Raw genomic sequence first — 18,697 nt, 5'->3', positions numbered from 1 at the left:
AAAATGAAAAAACTAATAACATGCCTTGTAAGCTCAATATTGCTTATAAGCAGCTGCAGTGACGATCTGTTGAACGAAAATCCGCCCAATGTGATTTATGCAGAGAATTTGTACTCTGATCTATCTGGGCTGGAAGCGGGAATAAATGGTCTTTATTCCCTAATGCGCTATGAACGGGAAGGATTGAATGCCAGTTCTTCCCTTATAACGGATGTGACCATGTCCGGCACCGATATGTTTGCCGCCAACCACAGCGGCAACGGGGTCTCTCGGGTATCGGTGGATTGGACTGCCAGAAACAGGCCGGATTATGATGTATATGAAGGAGTCTTTCTATGGCTATATGAAATTGTCAACTCGTCCAATGAAATCATAAAAAATGTCGAGGAAAGGGAGGATATCGATTGGAGTGGCAATGAATTGAGTGAAACTGAGAACAGGAACCTGATCCTTGCCGAAGCAAGGGTAGCAAGGGCATTCGCCTACCGCCATCTATCGTATCTTTGGGGCGATGTTCCACTGAACCTGAATCCATCAAGCGATGGAATCATCAGAACAGATTGGGAAAGGACCCCTGTAAATGAGGTACGCCAGCAGGTTGTCAAAGACCTTCTCTTTGCTGAACCCATCATCCCTGAAGAGGGCTCCTTGACCGGAAGAATCACCAAAGGAGCAGTGCAACACTATCTTGCGGAACTCTATCTGACATTGAACAAACCGGACAGTACACTGTTCTGGGCGAACAAAGTGGTCAACAACCCCGCCTATGCCCTTATCACCGAACGTTATGGCGTGCAAGTGGATCAGGCAGGTATTGCCTTTATGGATATGTTCAAGGCCGGGAACACCAATCGTGAAGAAGGAAATTCAGAAGCCTTGTGGGTTTTCCAGTTTAAGAACAATGTCCTTGGTGGCGGGGAATATCCCATTATGGCAATGCACCATACCTCGAGGTATAGGAGTGGTGACCTGGACTTGACCGTTACTGCTGACCGGGGCGGGTATGGAAATGGCCGCTCTTCCTTGACCAAATGGGCCTTGGACAATTTTGATGACCCCAATGATGATCGCTTTTCTGAATATGCCATTCGAAAATCCTTCACTTACCGGGACGCGGCAGGAAATGCCCCCTACCCGGCCGACAACCTACCCGAGGGTAAAAACTATGGGGATAAAATCTATTTGGATTGGAGTGAGGATATCACCGATGACCATAACGGTATTGAGGAATGGCCCTTCAGCAGAAAATATGACTGGGCCGACCCCGTGGATCCCATTGGGAACAGGGAATCGTTTTACGATCAGATCTATCTTCGGGCCGCCGACACCTATCTGCTCAAAGCCGAGGCGGAATTTAAGTTGGGGGATGTAGGAGCTGCGGCCAATACCATCAACATCCTCAGGGCAAGAAGCCATGCTTCCAATATTACGGTAAGTGATATTGACATTGATTTTATACTGGATGAACGTGCCCGGGAACTGATGGCCGAAGAGCCCAGAAGGTATACCCTATTGCGAACCGGCAAATGGGCCGAACGTACCATGAAGTACAACAACCACGGATCAAGTACCATTGACCCGAAGCGTGATATATTACTTCCCATTCCACAGTCTGTCATAGATTCCAATTTAGAGAAAGAGATGCCTCAAAATCCGGGCTTCTAAAGTACAAATGCCCCTACTTGCTTATAGAGGTAGGGGCTTTTAATCCCATAGTAGAATGAAAAAAAGCATTGCTTTAGTGATCCCGTTTTTAATCCTTGCCTTCCATTGTCAAGGACAGATAAAAGAGAACAACAGTCTTTTGGAACAGTTGCCCCATCATATCAAACTGTCATGGGAGACTGCCCCAGAAACCAGTCAAGCGGTCACATGGAGGACGCGAGCCGATGAACCAAAAGGTTATATTGAATATGTGGAAGCCACAGCCTCTCCTTTTTTTGAAGAGCACATAAAAAAAGTACAAGCCATTTCCCGATCATATACATCAGAGGATGGGATATGGTACTATCATTCGGTAAATCTTCAGAATTTAAAGCCGAATACCCCGTATTCTTATCGTGTTGGCAATAAGGACCTATGGTCTGAGTGGTCAGAATTTAAAACAGCTACGGGACAGAACGAACCGTTCAAGTTTTTATATTTTGGTGATGTACAGCGCTACATCCACTCCTTGGGAAGCAGAACCTTGCGACAAGCGGTTTTGGCCAACCCGGATGCTAAGTTTATGCTCTTTGCCGGAGACTTGATCCATAGGGGAGGTCTGAACACCGAAAATTGGAATGAATTTTTCCCTGCTGGGGGATGGGCCTTTCAAAATATCCCTATTATGGCCACACCAGGGAACCATGAGCATACATGGGTGGCCAAAGAGACCAAAGAGATCACACCCCTTTGGAACCTTAACTTCGCCTTCCCTAAAAATGGTCCCAAAGGACAGGAGGAACAAACCTATTATGTGGATTATAACAATATCAGGATCATCTCATTGGACACTTCGGCCAAAATAACAGCTGCCCAGCAACAGGAAACCTATGTGTGGTTGGAAAAGGTCCTCAAGGAGTTCGATGGGGATTGGATATTCGTGACATTTCATCACGCCATGGCGGGTTTGGCAAGAAATCGCAATCCCGATATCCGTTTCCCTGAAATCAAGGCACTGTTGGAGAAATATAAGGTACCAATGGTATTGACCGGACATGAACATCTCTACGCAAGGGGTAGGATGGGAGCTGATTTTCCAATCTATGCAGTGTCCGTTGCCGGTCCCTATCAAAATGCGATACAGTTCAGTGATTGGATCGAGCGTGCTGGTACCACAATGCAACTGTATCAGGAAATACATGTTTCCGAAAACCAATTGAAATACGTATCCAAAACGGTTTTGGGTGATGTATATGATGCGTTTACCATCACCAAAAGATCAAATGGTGAATTGCAGTTTGAAGAAGTTCCGAACCTACCCGCTGAATCCCTCGTTCCCACCAAGGATTTTGAAAAGCGCTATGATAGGGAACTGGTCAAAAGCTATGAAGCGGATAGAATCAAATATCTTCAAAGAAAAAAAGAGTAGAACCATGAGAGCCCTATTTTTATCAGTACTGCTATTTGTTGAATTGGGCATTAATGCCCAAAACACTGCGCCAACCGCCACAACTTATAAAGATCAAGAGGATTTTTCCTTTGTCTTTGTGACCGATATCCACCTGCAACCCGAACATGGGGCACAGGAAGCCTTTCAAAAAGTGATCGATACGGTCAACAAACTCAATATTGATTTTGTGATTACCGGGGGCGATTTGGTGTATGATGTACTTAGGGGCAATTTCAATCGCTCAGACTCATTGTTCCACACCTATAGCAATACTATAAAACAGTTCAATGTACCTGTCCATAACACCATTGGTAACCATGAATTGTTTGGGATTTATAAGGAAAGTGATATCCAAAAAGATCATCCAGATTATAAATATGGAATGTATGAGCGTTATTTGGGAAAAAGATTTTATTCCTTCGACCACAAGGGATGGCATTTTATATCATTGTGCTCCATCGAAGAAAAGAATCAAAAATATATTGGTTTAATTGATGATGAGCAGCTCGAATGGTTAAAAAAAGACATCTCCCAATTGGATGTCAATACACCAATAGTCATATCCACCCACATCCCCCTTATTTCAACTTACAATCAACGGTACCCAAAAAACAAGATCAAAGAAGTACCCAACGAACTTTGGATTCATAATAGGGATGAGATTTTAAAGCTGTTCCATAAGCATGATTTGAGATTGGTCCTACAGGGCCATATGCACTGGGTTGAAGACATCAACCTTCAGAACAGGACACGTTTCATCACGGGCGGGTCCGTTGCCGGAAGGCCTAGCTGGAGAAGGAAAGATGATCGGGGTGATGGTATACATTATGATGAAGAAGGGTTTATGGTCATACGGGTGAAAAATGATAGCATCTCTTGGAAGTACATTGATAATAAATGGGAAAGCCGACTTAAATGAACATAAAAAAATACCATTAAAGTGCGGTTTGAAACCTAATGCGCAATAAACCAATGTCCAATATTACTTTTTGCTTCCCCCTCAACCATTATGTTTTTGAACCAAATTCAATTTACCGTGAAACCTATCCTTAACATTGGGGATGCCCCATCACTAGGTCTCATCGATTATTTGAAAAGCAAGTATCCACATGGATAGTTTCTGATGCAAAAAGAAGAAAAGATTTGAATTAGTTTGTTTGTTTAATTTGCGATAAGGCGCAGTACTCATCAGGTAGGCTGCGCCTTTTTCGTCAAATGGTATCAATGCCCGGTCCTATCCATAAATTTAGAGCCCTGAAAAAAGTCGATGTACCGAGACCCATGTGGGGCAAGGTATGGGAAAGACCACACAATCACCGAAACAGGCAAGTCCAGTGACCGGACAATGGGTAGGGCATTGAACGGAGTTCTTGGACCGTCACTAAAAAAGGTGGTTTTTCCTTAACGGTAAAAAGGACTATTTTATACATTCAAAGCTAAAATTGTAAAGTGATCCTTGTAAACAGAGGTCATGGCTATCCATGATCAGATCGTGAAATAAACCGATAAACAAAAAAGACCCTTTACTTTACGTTCAAAAGGAATCCTCTGTTGCCGACATGAACCGGACACAGATGGCGAATTCATTTCAAATGGAACAACAGGGATACATTTTCAAATTCAAAAAAAGAGTTTTTTTATAAAAAATTGAACTTATGGCAACTTCGAGGATCGAGCCATAAATATATACAACCGGATATGACAAGCTTTATCAAAAAATTCAATGAATTGAAACCCGTTCCCCTGGAAATAGAAAGGGAAATTTCATCAAAAATAAGAGTGCTCCATAAAAGAAAGGGGGATTTTTTATACAGGGAAAATCAGTTTCCCGATAGTGTTTATTTGATAACAAAAGGATGCTTGAGGACATTTTATCATAAAAATGGGAAAGAGAAAAACACTTCCATCATTTTGGAAAACATCATTTTTGGTTCCACCGCCAGTGTTTTCTTTAATCAACCGGCCATTGACAACGCCCAATTCCTGGAACACTCGACGATTGAACTCATTCCCAACAAGGATTTGACAGTGCTCTATGAAAAATACCCGGAAATGGAAACTTACAGAAGAAAAGTAGCCGAGGAATATTGCATCTTTCTTGAAGAAAAAATAAGGATCATGGAAAACACGGCTTCCAATAAATATAAGATACTAGTCGAAAGGTATCCGGAGATTCTTCAAAGGGTAAGCCTTCAACACATTGCCAATCTTTTGAACATCACCCAAGAAACATTGAGCAGGATCAGGGTCAATACTTTTTTTTGATATATGTCAAAAAAAGGGGGACTTGGGCATTTTACTTTTGAGCATAACCCTTTAAAAGCATTAAAAATGAAAACAGGTTCAAGAAAATTAAGTATCCCCCATTTGATAGACGCCGAACGTGATTTGGCCTTTAAACCCGAGATGGGCACCAATTCCTTCTTTGCCATTGCCGATGTTGAAACAGAAGAAGGCAGAAAATTCAACATTCTTATCCACCAACTCGAAGTACCGGCACCTGCTGGGGTTCCACGAAAATTTCTGAGTATTTTCAATGTGTTCGATATCGATAATGGGACCTTTAAAAGTGATGAGATCATACATTCGGAGGAAGAGGTAACATACGAAACAGACAGCATGTACATTGAAATGCCGAATAGCAAAATAAGTGGGGATTTGCACGCCATCAAGGCCTCTGCCAATTTCGACTGGGGTTCGGTGGAACTCGACATGCAATTTCCCGGTGAGGTTATTTACAACGGCGGGACCGGGGTCTTTAATTTTGTGGGCAATATTCCCACAGGGCAATACTCTGTAACCAAAGGACTGGGCAGTGGCACTTTAAACTTCAACGGCGAGACACATAAGGTTTTTGGCAAAACATGGTATGACAGGCAATGGTTCTGGCGCCATGATTTCTTTGGAAACAAAGAAAAGCCAATGAAAGGAACCTTTCAGGAACAGGACATGTACTGGACATGGATGAACCTTACACTCGATAACGGAGATGTATTGGGTTTATGGGATATCTATCTTTATGGAAAGCAATCCAGCTGGGTGACCATGGCAGAACCGGATGGTTCCCATATCGTTGCAAATGTCGAACCTCTTGCCGAATCTGCAAGCGAGTTCTGGATAAGCCCTATGGGGCAACGCTATCCGACCAATTGGGTCGTCAAGATACCCGAACTGGAGGCTGAACTGATCGTAAGGGCAATCAAAAAAGAACAGGAGGTACCTTCTGACATTTTACCTAAATACGAAGGCTTATGCAATATTACCGGAACTTTCAGGGGAAAACCCGTAACAGGCTATAACCTTGTTGAAATGGTGGGCAACTGGAACAAGGACAGAATGTTCTGATTCTCCGTGTATCTCCTCATAAAATGTCTGACCGGGTTGGATTTTTATAAATTCAACCCGTCTTTCTTTTTCAGCATTCAAATAGGACGTGTGACCTCCAAATAACCGATTTAAACAACAACCCAATTATTTATGTCCCGTATACCAGATGTCCCCTACTCCAAAATAATGCATCTCAACGAATCTGGGCAATAGGCTCCTCTTACATTTTCTTCCAAGGTCTTGGAAGGATTGCGGGAGAAGGCGTATGGACAAATCGGACCATCTCCTTATCCCTGAATCCAATAGGAACACCATACCCATGGACGGGCTCCAAGGGGATTTCCTGATAGGATGCCCATCTTTTGGCACGCAAGACTTCCAAACGGTCCACTTTTCGGACCAGGGAATATCATAACAATCGATTATAGAACCCAACAACCTTCTTCCCTTGGAAGAACTCGGTAACGGTTCTGTTCCCCAACCATATGTCCAAATCCCCGACAAAAAATATAGTGGACCATAAAACAATGCAATCTAGGCAACAATACCTCTGCCTAAAAGACCAAACTCACATGATGCAGGATTTAGCAATGGAAGAAAAGTATGTAGCCGAACATTTCATGGTACTATACATCTTCATGGAATTCTGAATTGAATTTTTCGGTGCCCATATACCAATATCAACAAATCCCCACAGCGTAAGACATTCAAAAATCCATATTCTTGCACGTACCCTGACATTTGGAAACCAAATAAAAATATTATTGCCCATCTCCTCCGAAAAGCCGGCCTTTAGTCGGAAATATTAAAACGATAGCCTACCCCTAAAAACATTCTTATTTTGTCGACACCATTGATCCAGGAAATATCAATATCTATTGGTCCCAACAGGGAATTGTTCGAAAAGATGACACCCGAGGACATCACCATACTGGTTTCCAGTCGGTCATCCCAATTGTTATTGTTTGAAAAAATGTTCTGTAGAAATGTGTCGACCTCTCCAAAACCTACAACTGCCAGATTCAAATGGGGTGTGATATACGTTTTGCCAAAGAGCTTGTATTGGATCCCAACATTAACTTTTATAAATTGATTCGTGATGAGCTCTCCCTCCTTCAGACCCGGCATTACGTAATTTCTTGGACTGTGCTGTTCTTGGGCACCGCCAAGGAAGTAGGCCGCACCGATTCCATAATCATTGGCGGAAATGTCTTCACCGTCATCCTTGTCCTCCCACAATAATCCCCCGGAGAGGCCCAAAATGGTAGTCAACCTTTCATTCATCAACATCCTTTTTTCAAACCGCATCTCCAGTTTACTATATAGATTGGTCTCCCCTTTGAAGTCCGGAGCATCCGGTCTGTAGAATAATGCATTGGCACTGCTGTACAATGAACGACTCAACCTACCTCTGAAATATGACCCAAAGGTTGCATAAAACGGGGTATCCAAGCTATTGTATACATAATGGGTCGAAAGTTCTATGGTATTGAATTTGGACTCTTCCACACCATAGGGGTTATCTTCAATTTCGGGGTCCACCCTGGGTGTCAGATAATCATTTTGATATTTCACCCCAATTCCGAAATAGCTTCGTAAAGGAGTTATGTTTAAATTGAGCTGGTTATCGAAGATAAAATGTCGATAGCGGAATTTGTCCACATCCTGTCCCTCAATAAAGATACTTTCTTCTGTAAATTGGCCATAGGCCTCGGAGCGCCACCACCAATTTTTTCTCCATCCAAAGTTCTTTTGGTGCTGTAATCTAAATCGAGGTTCTTCCGCTATATCCAAGGTCATAAGAGTACGTGAAGCCTGGCCCAGGATATTCCGACCGGTAAGGTTCAGAATAATTCCCACACCATTATAGCTATCATAATGCAGCGATCCCTTTACGATATTTTTGGATCGTTCAAATCCACTAAGAACAAGGCCTGATTTTTTTCCTTGGTACGAATCAAAAGTTATATGGCTGAAAAGAGTGGTCCCCACGGCACGGTCGAGCCGATCAAGTATGTCCTTCTTTGCATATTTCTCATGCGCGACCAGTTCGGTCCGGGCCTCAACTAAAGCCATATTCTCCTTACTGATCCGTTTATAAATAATGGTATCAAGCACTATACTATCCTTCACTTTGGGCAGATGCGGTCTTTCATGATGGAATGGTTTCAATCGTTTAGCTAGTGCCGACAGTCCATCGATATTGGTGAGCGTAGCAATTTTACCCTCTTCATAAATGGCATCACTATCGTTAAAATCACCAGTTGAATATGTGAGATTTGGAACGTGGTCCAAAAGGATATCGCAGAATGCCCTGTTCTCTGGATTACGCAGATTACTGTGTAACATTCCCGTTTGAAAAAGAAGCACCATAATATCGTTTAATTTCTCTTTGGGTTCCATCCCCCCTCCAACATCGCTACCGATAATGATATCCGCACCCATTTCATGAGCTATATTTGCCGGAAAATTGTTGAGCACCCCCCCATCCACCAATAAGGTGTTCTTATAAGGAACCGGATAAAACACACCGGGTATGGACATGCTGGACCTCAATGCCTGAGTAAGACTGCCACGGTCCAAAATCACCTCTTTCCCGTTCACGATATCTGTGGCCACTGCACGAAATGAAATGGGTAAGTCATCAAAATCGGTAATGTTATTTACGGGATAGGTCAAATCCGATAAAAACACCCTAAGATAATGATCGTTAAGGATATAGGGACTCATTTTTATTTTACCATTTTGTTGGTCAAAATTGACCAGATAGCGATTGAATTCACTTTTTTCTTCCACACCTACATTCCGCATAGAAATGGTGCCGCCCATGAGCTTATCCCAATCCGCATTTTGGGCAATCCGAGAGATGCTATCACCGGAATAGCCCATTGCATAAAGCCCCCCAACAATACTGCCCATACTATTTCCGATTACAATGTCCGGAACGATTCCCAAGGAATCCAGTGCCTGTAAAAGGGGAATGTGGGCCAATCCCTTTGCTCCGCCTCCACTAAGCACCAAAGCCACCTTTGGCCTTTGCTGCACTTGGGCTTGGGCAAGCAACTGACCCATTGAAAGAAACAGAACGATTAAGCAAAAAGTTTTCAATTTAAAGTCGTCCTGACCATAAGATAAATTAAGGCCATGACATTTGTGCTTTGAATACATATATAGTGTTTAAGATACTATATTCCAAAGATATCGAATATGCGAACGACCAAAGCCACCCCCCTATCCTTAAATTAACAAAAAAGTACCCAGGAAGACCTGAAAAACCGGGAAAAACCCATGGTCGAAACACTTAGTAAAAAACTAAATCACTTCAGGTACGACCTTGAAAAACAATTATCGGCTTTCTAATTGCACCCATATCCATCCTGATTTGATTTTTTTTACAAAATTTCGCATGACCAACTACTTCACAAGGACCACTCGCCTGTTCCCTCCCACTTCCTCAAGAACCAGCTTTAGTGATTCCCCTTTCCCCAATACAAATTTGGGCAGCACATACACCAACCTCGTCTCCTTCCCACAATGAATCAAGGTAGACTTGGCACTTGAATATATTGGCTCAAGGTAAATTCCCTAATAGGAGGAGGCCTTTCGCCTCATACTGCCATTGACCCGAAGGATGTCCAAGCGCTTCATTTGAGAATCGATATCGGAACGATTTCCAATACCTACAAGCAGGTACACCTCACCCCAATGGTAGACCAATTCCTCCAATCGAAGTCGAATTCCACCGCTGCGCACAGTACCCAAATTCTTAGGTACTCTATCCAGAAGCAGCTTAGATAGTCCCTTATAAGGGTTGGAGCATTTGTCAAGCTGTCATTTCCTGGCATTACCCTTTATCCCTATTGTTCCCCTTCATTAATAAAGTAGTTCATCTTGGGAAGGGACGCTGTATATGAAATGATATGGGCATACATCTTTCCGTCGGTGGTGATGACCAAAAGATTGCTATCCACCCCATCCATTCGTTGCAACAGACCAAGATGTCCAGTCTCTTCCCTATCATAGGAAAAAACAAAACGTTCATTCCCGGTAACGGCCTTTTGTATGGGACTGGGAAAAAACAGCACCACTATCTGGTGTTCATTGACAAATGATCTTTTCCTCTACGGAGAACTTCCGCCTTGTCTTTCTCTTGATGTCCTTTACGATTGATTCCGTGTTCTTCTTCTTTGCCATTTTAAGTGATTTAAAAGGTTAATGAATCCATCTTCAAGGCTAGCCTTGAAGATAACAAAACCATCACTTATCTTTAGACCAAGTCCGGTCCACTCATGGTTGGAGATTTACACGAATTCAGTAATAAAACCTTTTCTTATATATACTACCAATACTTTGTATGCATAAAGTTACAAGTTGTCAACATTCTTATTGCTTTTCCAGATTAACAAAACCTAGTCAAATCCATAATCAATGTCAAGCTGTTTATTTAATGACCCTAAAACTCTTTTGAATTCCAACTATTTGTGGTATTTTTGTTGTCCTGTACGCATACGGAAACGCATACGGAGCAGGCAATTGATGAAATCAGAGCAAATATTAACTAACTGTCAGTTAAAAAGTTATAAAACCGCGGGGTAGAGCAGTAGGTAGCTCGTCGGGCTCATAACCCGAAGGTCGCTGGTTCGAGTCCAGTCCCCGCTACTAGAAAGAAAAAAAGCCGAGAAAATTTTCTCGGCTTTTTTTATGCTTCAATTCCAAATCACACTGTTTTAGCCGTTTCCAAGGAGTAAACTTTTATCGGGGCTTACCTACTTTAATAGTTCGTTAACGTTTTTAACACCTTATTTTCATAAATTGTTGATGCCTAATTCATCATCAATCAAAAATGAGACAATCTACCAAATATATTGTCTTGCTATTTCTATGGTTCAACCTCTCGGTGGCCTATAGCACAACTTCTATTGTTGGCTATGGAGGTTTCCCTTTACCTAATTCGGAAACCTTTAAAGACTCTCTGGACTGGGCAGACTATTATTATAACATCCACCGGTTCAAGGAGGCTGTACCCTTATACAAGAAAAATCTTGAATACTCTGATCGCGAGGAAAAAATACACATCCTAAAAAAACTGGCTTTGAGCCAGGCAGCGCTACAAGAGCCCGAGGAGTCCATTAACTATATATATGACTATTTTAAAATAGACTTTCATCCCGCCTTTCTTTTACACGAGGATTTTGATTTAATCAGGGAGAATGAAAAATTCGCAAAACTTTCCGGCACTGTACTTCCTAAAATTACTGCTTGGTCCGTTTTTTATTTTTTTGTTTCACTGATAGGCTTTTATGTCACTTTTGTGCTTTTGATCAATAAGAAAATTGACAAACAGGCAAGGATACTTATTGCATCTTTTGTATTCATACATTCCTTGTTCATTTTGAATATATGTGTGAACCAGACCAATTATGTTTTCGAGTTTCCCCACACCTACCTTATGTCCACATGGTCTTCATTTTTATATGGCCCCTTATTGTTCCTTTACTTTAAACGAGTGTCCAAACCTACAGAGTTGGACAAAAAAGACCTTTGGCATTTCTTCCCTACTATAGTCTTAACGGTATATCTCATATTTACCGTCTATGGGTTTACCGGAACCGAAAAAGTAAACCAAATGTTGCAGAGATTGGAAGAGGGTCTTAATCCCGGTGATTCGACCAAGCTATTGCTTTTGGTATCCTTAAAAGCAATCTCATTGGCCGTTTATGCTTTTTTTGTGCATTTAATTTTAAAAAAGCATAAATCGGATTTGAACAAAAAAACCAGAATCTGGCAGAATAACATCTATCTGATCCATGTGAGCTATGTAGTGGTCTACATGATTTATGGCGCCTACATTATTTCCGGTATCAACAGCGGCATATTTTATCAAGCCCCTATTGTTCTTATGAGTGCAATGGTTATATATATAGGCTATGCAGCGAATGTTCAGCCCGATGTGTTCAGTGGACAATATGCTTACATAAATCGATTATTTCCCAAATATGTAAAGTCAGGGTTAACAGAAAGCCTATCCCATGAACTGAAACAAAATCTGAACGACTTGTTCCTAAAAGAGAAGTTATATCGGAAAAACGATATTAACCTTGATATGGTCGCGGAGAAACTGGACACAACAAGACACAATGCTTCACAACTTATCAATGAACATTTTAAAATGAGTTTTCGTGAATTTGTGAACTCGCACCGCATTCAAGAAGCCAAAGAACTTCTTGAAAAGGAAAACGAACTCAATATTATCGATATCGCTTACGAGGTCGGCTACAACAACAAGGTATCTTTCAATAAAGCATTCAAAAAAGACACTCAACTTACCCCTAGCCAATACCTGAACCACCTAAAACAAGGGTAAACTCTTATCGGGAACACCGATATACAAAGGTTTTCTTGCTAACTAGTAGTCATCAATCAAAAATCATCAATCATATGAAACGACTACTAAAACAATTCGTTTTCAAGTATGTTGGGTCGCAAGAACGGACATTGGCCCCAACAAACAGTCATGAAAAGTACAGGAAGTCCGGATTAACGGAGGACGAAGCACGCTCTATTCGGGGAAAAATCAGAAAAGCCTTTGAAGAGGACAAGATTTACAGGAACAATACACTTGGCCTCGACGACCTTTCTGACCATATCGAGGACAATCGTTATAAGGTTTCCCAGGTGATCAACACTTACTTCTCCAAGAACTTCTATTCATTCTTGAACGAATATAGAATAGAAGAGGCCAAGTATCTTTTGGTTTCCGACCCTTCACTTAGTGTAAAGGCGATCATGTACGAAGTTGGTTACAATAGTAAAAACAGCTTTTACAGCGCTTTTAAGAAAATTACTGGGTGTAGCCCAAACGATTATCGGAATGCCGCAAATATGGAATTCGTAGGGCAACACGAAGTACAGCTGGCGTAGCACTCCCATTAAATCGTGAAGGCTATTTACAAAAACCTCTTGGATATCAGGGGGTTTTTTAATGTCCTATAGTCATCTTTCACAGCTGTTAAAAACAGTACTTCCCGTTGGGCGCCGTGTATTTTAAGGTTCTTGCCGTTTAACGAGTACCTGTCACACACCACTAATTGGTTGATTTGCTATGCAATTGTAAAGGTAGGGCGGTGAGAGGCTCTACTTCTTTAAAAGACAAAATCCATTGAGTTTTGTTCACTTCCCAGAAGTATTATTTGAATTAGCTATCATATTCCTAGCTCCGTCCACCTTTCTCAGTTGCCCTAACTCATTTCAAATTACTAACAAAACTTTATTCGTATGAAAGTAAAGAAACTGTTTGGAGCTCTGTTGGCGATGTGTTTATCGATTGCATATGCCCATGCTCAAGAAAAAACGGTTACCGGAACGGTCACCGACCAAGAAGGTGTACCCTTACCCGGTGTAAATATCGTTGTCAAGGGAACCGTTCGCGGTACACAATCCGATTTTGATGGCAACTATGCCATTCAAGCCAATCAAGGAGATGTCCTTGTATTTTCCTATTTGGGCCAAAGAACACAGGAACAAAGTGTAGGCACCGCAAGTACAATTAATGTACAATTAGAGGAAGACGCTTCACAACTTGAAGAAGTTGTAGTGACCGCGCAAGGTATTGTAAGGGAAAAACGCTCTCTCGGGTATTCCGTGACCACAGTGGAATCCGAAAAAGTGGAATCCAGACCAGAAGCCGATGTCGCCCGTGTTCTGAACGGAAAAGTTGCGGGGGTCAACATCACCTCCAACAATGGAATGTCCGGTTCGGGAACCAATATTATCATTAGGGGCTACTCCTCTGCCACCCAATCCAATCAACCTTTGTTTATTGTTGATGGGATTCCGTTTGATTCTGGAACAAACACACAAACCAACTTTTTGGATGGGAATACAGAGTCCAGTCGATTCTTGGACCTAGACCCCAACAACATTGAAAGTGTAAGTGTATTAAAAGGATTGAGCGCAACTGTACTATATGGTAACCGAGGTAGAAATGGTGTTATCCTTATAACAACAAAAGGAGCGGCCAGTGGTGATGCACCATCTAAAACGGAAGTTTCCGTAACACAATCCGTATTTATGTCCAATGCAGTGCTTCCCAAATTCCAAGATAATTATGGTGGTGGTTTCCACCAAGGGTTCGGATTTTTCTTCAGTAACTGGGGACCACGCTTTGACCGAACCGATGATGATGGTGTGGCCACAGCGGGACAATTCATTAGAACAGGACCCAATGGCGTAGCACTTCTTCGACACCCGTTCAATTATATTGCAGATCCTTCATTAATTGCAGGCTACGAAGACCTATTGGATGACGAATACCCGTACAAACCATATAACGGCGTTGAAGAATTCTTTAGAACAGGATACGTTTACAGTACTTCCATTAATGTTAGAGGAGGTTCGGAAAAAGTCAATTTCAATGCCAATTACGGACGTACCGAGGATATTGGGGTTACACCAGGCAACAGATTACTACGTAATAATTTTAGTTTAGGTGGCAATGCGGTTTTATCCAACAACTTTACGGTGTCCGGAGTCTTCAATTTTGCAAGAACTGGTTACAAATCTCCTCCGAACGCTGTTAGTACCGGTAGTGGTGCTGCCTTTAATGGTTCGGCTATATTCGGGGATGTTCTTTATACTCCAAGGAGTGTAGACCTAACAAATATTCCGTTCCAAGCTGCAGACGGTAGAAGTCTGTATTATCGTTCCGGTAACGATATCCAAAACCCTTATTGGACGGTGGCCAATTCAAAAACATCTCAGGAAACCGACCGATTTACCGGAAACGTTTCCATGAGCTATGCTATAAACGATTGGATGAACCTTACCTATCGGGTAGGTTTGGACACCTATACGGAATTAAATTCCTATGGACAGAATAAAGGAGGTGTAGATGGACCAACCTTGGGCATCTTGAGAACAACTTCCGTTAGAAACTCCATTTGGAACCACGATATTATTTTGAGTGCAGAAAAAAGTCTTTCAGATGATTTAAACCTAACGGCAACTTTGGGAGCCAACAGTCGAAGGGACACTTACGCACAAGATGGTATTGAAAGTCAAGGGCAATTGGTCTTTGGGGTATTGGAGCACTATAACTTTACAACACCATCATCGGTCAACTCCTTTTCCGGTTCCAATTTGAACCAGAACTTTGAGGAAAACCTGGTTGGTGTGTATTTGGATGCCACGTTATCCTATAAAGATTTGCTTTACCTAAATGTGGTGGGCAGAAACGATTGGTCTTCCACCTTGGAAAGAGAGAACAATTCCTTGTTTTATCCTGGTGCCAGTCTTTCCTTTATTCCCACAACAGCGTTCCCTGCATTACAGGGCAATGTACTCAACTACGCCAAACTTAGGCTGGGATACGGTTCATCTGCCGGTTTCCCAACGCCTTTCAACACCAGGGATGTACTTTCTTTGGGGGCAAGAACCTTTGTGGACGCCAATGGTAATGTAGTATCAGGAAATACAGTTTCCGATGTATTGGGTAACCGTGATCTATCACCTGAAAGAGTACAGGAATTGGAAGTTGGTCTGGACACACGCTTGTTCAACAGGCTCAACTTTAATCTGAGCCTTTACCAAAAATCAACCACCGACCTTATTACCAACAGAACCTTGGATAGCTCAACAGGTTTCCGTTCCACTTTTGTGAACATTGGTGAGGTGGAGACCAAAGGTATTGAGGCTGATTATGACCTTACCTTATTAAGGGAGAGCGAAGCCGGAATCGGTATTAACCTAGCAGGAAACTTTACAGCAAGTGAAACAACCGTAACCGATTTGGCCGAAGGGACCAATAATATTCTGCTGACATTTGCTGTTTCCGGTGAAGCTGCAAACTATGCAGTGGAAGGAAGACCCTTTGGTGTACTATTGGGGAGCACTATACAAAGAGATGACAATGGAAATAAGGTAGTGGGAAGCAACGGTCGCTATTTAGTCGACAACAACATCACCGAAATAGGTGACCCCAACCCTGACTGGACTACTGCACTGATTCCGACCATCTCATTCAAGAATTTCACCCTTTCAGCCAACTTGCAATACCGACATGGAGGAGATGTTTACTCCGTTACCACTGCAGGTCTGATTGGTCGTGGCGTTGTGGACACCGATGACCCGATTCACAGGGAGTCCAATTATGTGCTGCCCGGTGTTTTTGCAGATGGCAGTCCTAACGATGTTGCCATATCTTCCACCGAGTTCGGATTCAACACATTCTTTGCCGGAGGTATAAACGAAGTGAACATTTTTGACGGAACCACAATCAGGTTGCAAGAGGCATCACTAGGGTATTCCCTACCAAAGAAAATGTTGGACAAAACACCATTTGGCAGTCTTTCATTAACAGTTTCTGGCTCCAACCTATGGTACAAAGCGGTGAACTTCCCGGATGATGTACGTTACGATACCAACTCGTCCAGTACAGGGGTAGGAAACGGACAAGGAATCGATTTCTTTACCGGACCGTCCACTAGAAGGTATGGACTTACCGTAAGAGCATCATTTTAATAGCAGCTAACTAGAATCAAAAAATATATTATGAAAAAAATATCAAATATACTAAGTCTCGTAATCGCTGCACTGACTATCATGTTGGGCTGTGAGACCACATCCTTGGATGTTGTGGAGAGTCCGAATGCATTAAACCCGTCGCAAGCGAGTGTTGATTTCTTTCTGAATCAAATTCAGCTTATGACAGCTCAAATACATTCTGGCGAAGAAGGTCGAAACGAAAATGGCCTTAGCCAATTTGGAATGGAACCCGTTAGAATGCAACACGGATTTGGGCCTACCTACCGTGAGAACTACGACCCATCGGATTTTGATAGGGTTTGGGACAATGTTTATGCAAGGGCGTTGATAGATATCAGAACAATGAACCCATTGGCGGAAGAAGCTGAACAGCACACCCATATTGCCATAGGGCAGATTTTGGAAGCATATATTATGATGTCCATGGTGGACTTCTTTGGTGATGTTCCGTATTCTGAAGCAGTTTCGGGTGGAGAAGGTATCCTTAACCCTTCCGTTGATTCGGGAGCTTCCATTTATCAAGCTGCAGATCAATTATTGATAGAAGCCATCGCCAATTTGAACAAGAACGAAACTGCCCTGCCAACAGATGATCTTTTTTATAATGGTGATGAAAGCCAATGGAGAAAAGTAGCCAATACCATGCGACTAAAACTGTACTTGCAAACCCGCTTGGCCAGTGCAGATGGTTTTGGCGCATCGGTTTCTACAGCCCGTATCAATGAGTTGATCAGCGGGAACCAATTGATTTTGGACGCATCGGACGATTTCTTCTTTCAATGGGGCACCAACAATGCCTCGCCAGATAGTAGACATCCATATTTTGATGCAAATTATGATGGGGCTGGGCCAAGTTCAGATTTCTACACCAGTAATTATTACATGAACCTGATGGCCAATCAATACAGTGAGCCCGATCCTAGGATCAGATATTACTTTTACCGTCAACAAGAGGATTTCTCAGGTGCCGATGTGGTCACCAAGGAATGTGTCACCGAAATTTCCCTACCTGCCTGGTGGGATCCCTCCGAGCCTTATTGCCTGGTACCGGCCACCAATGGTTTAAGCGGCTATTGGGGAAGAAACCACTTGGATGACGATGGTATTCCGCCAGATGATGCCTTTAGGACATTACATGGAACCTACCCGGTTGGAGGACCGTTCGATGACAATTCCTATAGAAACGTGTCCGGTTCCGGTGCGGTAAGCGAAGGGTTGGCAGGAGCTGGCATCTCGCCCATACTTATGTCTTCCTACACTTATTTTATGTTGTCCGAAGCGGCCTTGACACTGAATACCACAGGTAGCGCTAGAGATTATCTGGAAACAGGAATAAGACAATCCATTGGTACCGTAACAAACTTTGGATCATCCTTGGCAAGCGGCTCCGGATTTGTACCGACTTCAACGGCCATTGATAATCATGTAGCTGAAATATTGGCCAACTATGATGCCGGTGACGACACGGACAAGCTCCGCATCATTGCAGAGCAATATTTTATAGCCCTTTGGTGCAATGGAATCGAGGCATACAACACCTATAGAAGAACCGGTCAACCGGATAACCTAACTCCAGCATTTACCACAAGTGATCCAGGACCATTCCTAAGATCAATGTGGTATTCACAAACTGCTGCGGACAGCAACACCAATATTACACAGAAAAGTGCTCCGAGTACTCCTGTGTTCTGGGATACCAACTCCGAAGGATTCGTTGATTGATTCATAATTAAA

Annotated in this window: 13 protein-coding genes and 1 tRNA gene; 10 read left to right on the top strand and 4 right to left on the bottom strand. The window is 42.5% G+C overall.

Annotated features, from left to right (window positions below):
* Window positions 1–3 precede the first annotated feature (3 nt).
* The 5 genes from PY091_RS09305 to PY091_RS09285 all read left to right on the top strand — a co-directional run bounded on the left by PY091_RS09305 (window position 4) and on the right by PY091_RS09285 (window position 6,439).
* Window positions 4–1,665 (top strand): RagB/SusD family nutrient uptake outer membrane protein, encoded by a 1,662-nt coding sequence (locus tag PY091_RS09305; RefSeq protein ID WP_275614569.1) that lies wholly within the window; start codon window positions 4–6, stop codon window positions 1,663–1,665.
* Window positions 1,666–1,720: 55 nt separating this feature from the next.
* Window positions 1,721–3,073 (top strand): purple acid phosphatase family protein, encoded by a 1,353-nt coding sequence (locus tag PY091_RS09300; RefSeq protein ID WP_275614568.1) that lies wholly within the window; start codon window positions 1,721–1,723, stop codon window positions 3,071–3,073.
* 4 nt (window positions 3,074–3,077) lie between these two features.
* Entirely contained in the window at window positions 3,078–4,013 is a 936-nt protein-coding gene (locus PY091_RS09295; RefSeq protein WP_275614567.1) for a metallophosphoesterase family protein, read from the top strand.
* 779 nt (window positions 4,014–4,792) lie between these two features.
* Window positions 4,793–5,359, top strand: a complete 567-nt coding sequence (locus tag PY091_RS09290; protein ID WP_275614566.1) for a Crp/Fnr family transcriptional regulator — start codon at window positions 4,793–4,795, stop codon at window positions 5,357–5,359.
* 66 nt (window positions 5,360–5,425) lie between these two features.
* Complete coding sequence (locus tag PY091_RS09285; RefSeq protein ID WP_275614565.1) at window positions 5,426–6,439, top strand: lipocalin family protein; 1,014 nt, start codon at window positions 5,426–5,428, stop codon at window positions 6,437–6,439.
* A gap of 202 nt (window positions 6,440–6,641) precedes the next feature.
* Here the strand turns inward: PY091_RS09285 and PY091_RS09280 are convergent, their stop codons facing one another.
* From PY091_RS09280 to PY091_RS09265, 4 genes are all read right to left on the bottom strand, one after another.
* Window positions 6,642–6,812 carry a hypothetical protein gene (locus tag PY091_RS09280; protein WP_275614564.1) on the bottom strand — a complete coding sequence of 57 codons (171 nt, stop codon included), beginning with the start codon at window positions 6,810–6,812 and terminating at the stop codon, window positions 6,642–6,644.
* 401 nt (window positions 6,813–7,213) lie between these two features.
* Window positions 7,214–9,589, bottom strand: coding sequence for a patatin-like phospholipase family protein (locus tag PY091_RS09275; RefSeq protein WP_275649422.1), 2,376 nt, complete (start codon window positions 9,587–9,589; stop codon window positions 7,214–7,216).
* A 417-nt stretch (window positions 9,590–10,006) separates the two neighbouring features.
* Window positions 10,007–10,174 (bottom strand): hypothetical protein, encoded by a 168-nt coding sequence (locus PY091_RS09270; protein WP_275614562.1) that lies wholly within the window; start codon window positions 10,172–10,174, stop codon window positions 10,007–10,009.
* A 104-nt stretch (window positions 10,175–10,278) separates the two neighbouring features.
* Window positions 10,279–10,509: a hypothetical protein gene (locus PY091_RS09265; RefSeq protein WP_275649421.1), complete on the bottom strand. Its 231-nt coding sequence runs from the start codon at window positions 10,507–10,509 to the stop codon at window positions 10,279–10,281.
* A 498-nt stretch (window positions 10,510–11,007) separates the two neighbouring features.
* Here PY091_RS09265 and PY091_RS09260 point away from each other — a divergent pair.
* From PY091_RS09260 to PY091_RS09240, 5 genes are all read left to right on the top strand, one after another.
* Window positions 11,008–11,080: transfer RNA gene (locus PY091_RS09260), tRNA-Met, on the top strand.
* Between the two features lie 184 nt (window positions 11,081–11,264).
* Window positions 11,265–12,785, top strand: a complete 1,521-nt coding sequence (locus PY091_RS09255) for a helix-turn-helix domain-containing protein (protein WP_275649420.1) — start codon at window positions 11,265–11,267, stop codon at window positions 12,783–12,785.
* Between the two features lie 74 nt (window positions 12,786–12,859).
* Complete coding sequence (locus tag PY091_RS09250; RefSeq protein ID WP_275649419.1) at window positions 12,860–13,342, top strand: helix-turn-helix domain-containing protein; 483 nt, start codon at window positions 12,860–12,862, stop codon at window positions 13,340–13,342.
* A 354-nt stretch (window positions 13,343–13,696) separates the two neighbouring features.
* The gene (locus PY091_RS09245; protein WP_275649418.1) at window positions 13,697–16,939 is read left to right on the top strand and encodes a SusC/RagA family TonB-linked outer membrane protein; all 3,243 of its coding nucleotides are present in this window, start codon (window positions 13,697–13,699) and stop codon (window positions 16,937–16,939) included.
* A 30-nt stretch (window positions 16,940–16,969) separates the two neighbouring features.
* Window positions 16,970–18,685 (top strand): SusD/RagB family nutrient-binding outer membrane lipoprotein, encoded by a 1,716-nt coding sequence (locus PY091_RS09240; protein ID WP_275649417.1) that lies wholly within the window; start codon window positions 16,970–16,972, stop codon window positions 18,683–18,685.
* Window positions 18,686–18,697: the final 12 nt, after the last annotated feature.

Origin of the sequence: Flagellimonas okinawensis (genome assembly GCF_029194005.1) — a bacterium.
In the GTDB taxonomy this organism is placed as follows: Bacteria; Bacteroidota; Bacteroidia; order Flavobacteriales; family Flavobacteriaceae; genus Flagellimonas; species Flagellimonas okinawensis.
Note: the sequence above shows the minus strand (reverse complement) of the source record. Positions and strands in the feature narration are given on the sequence as shown.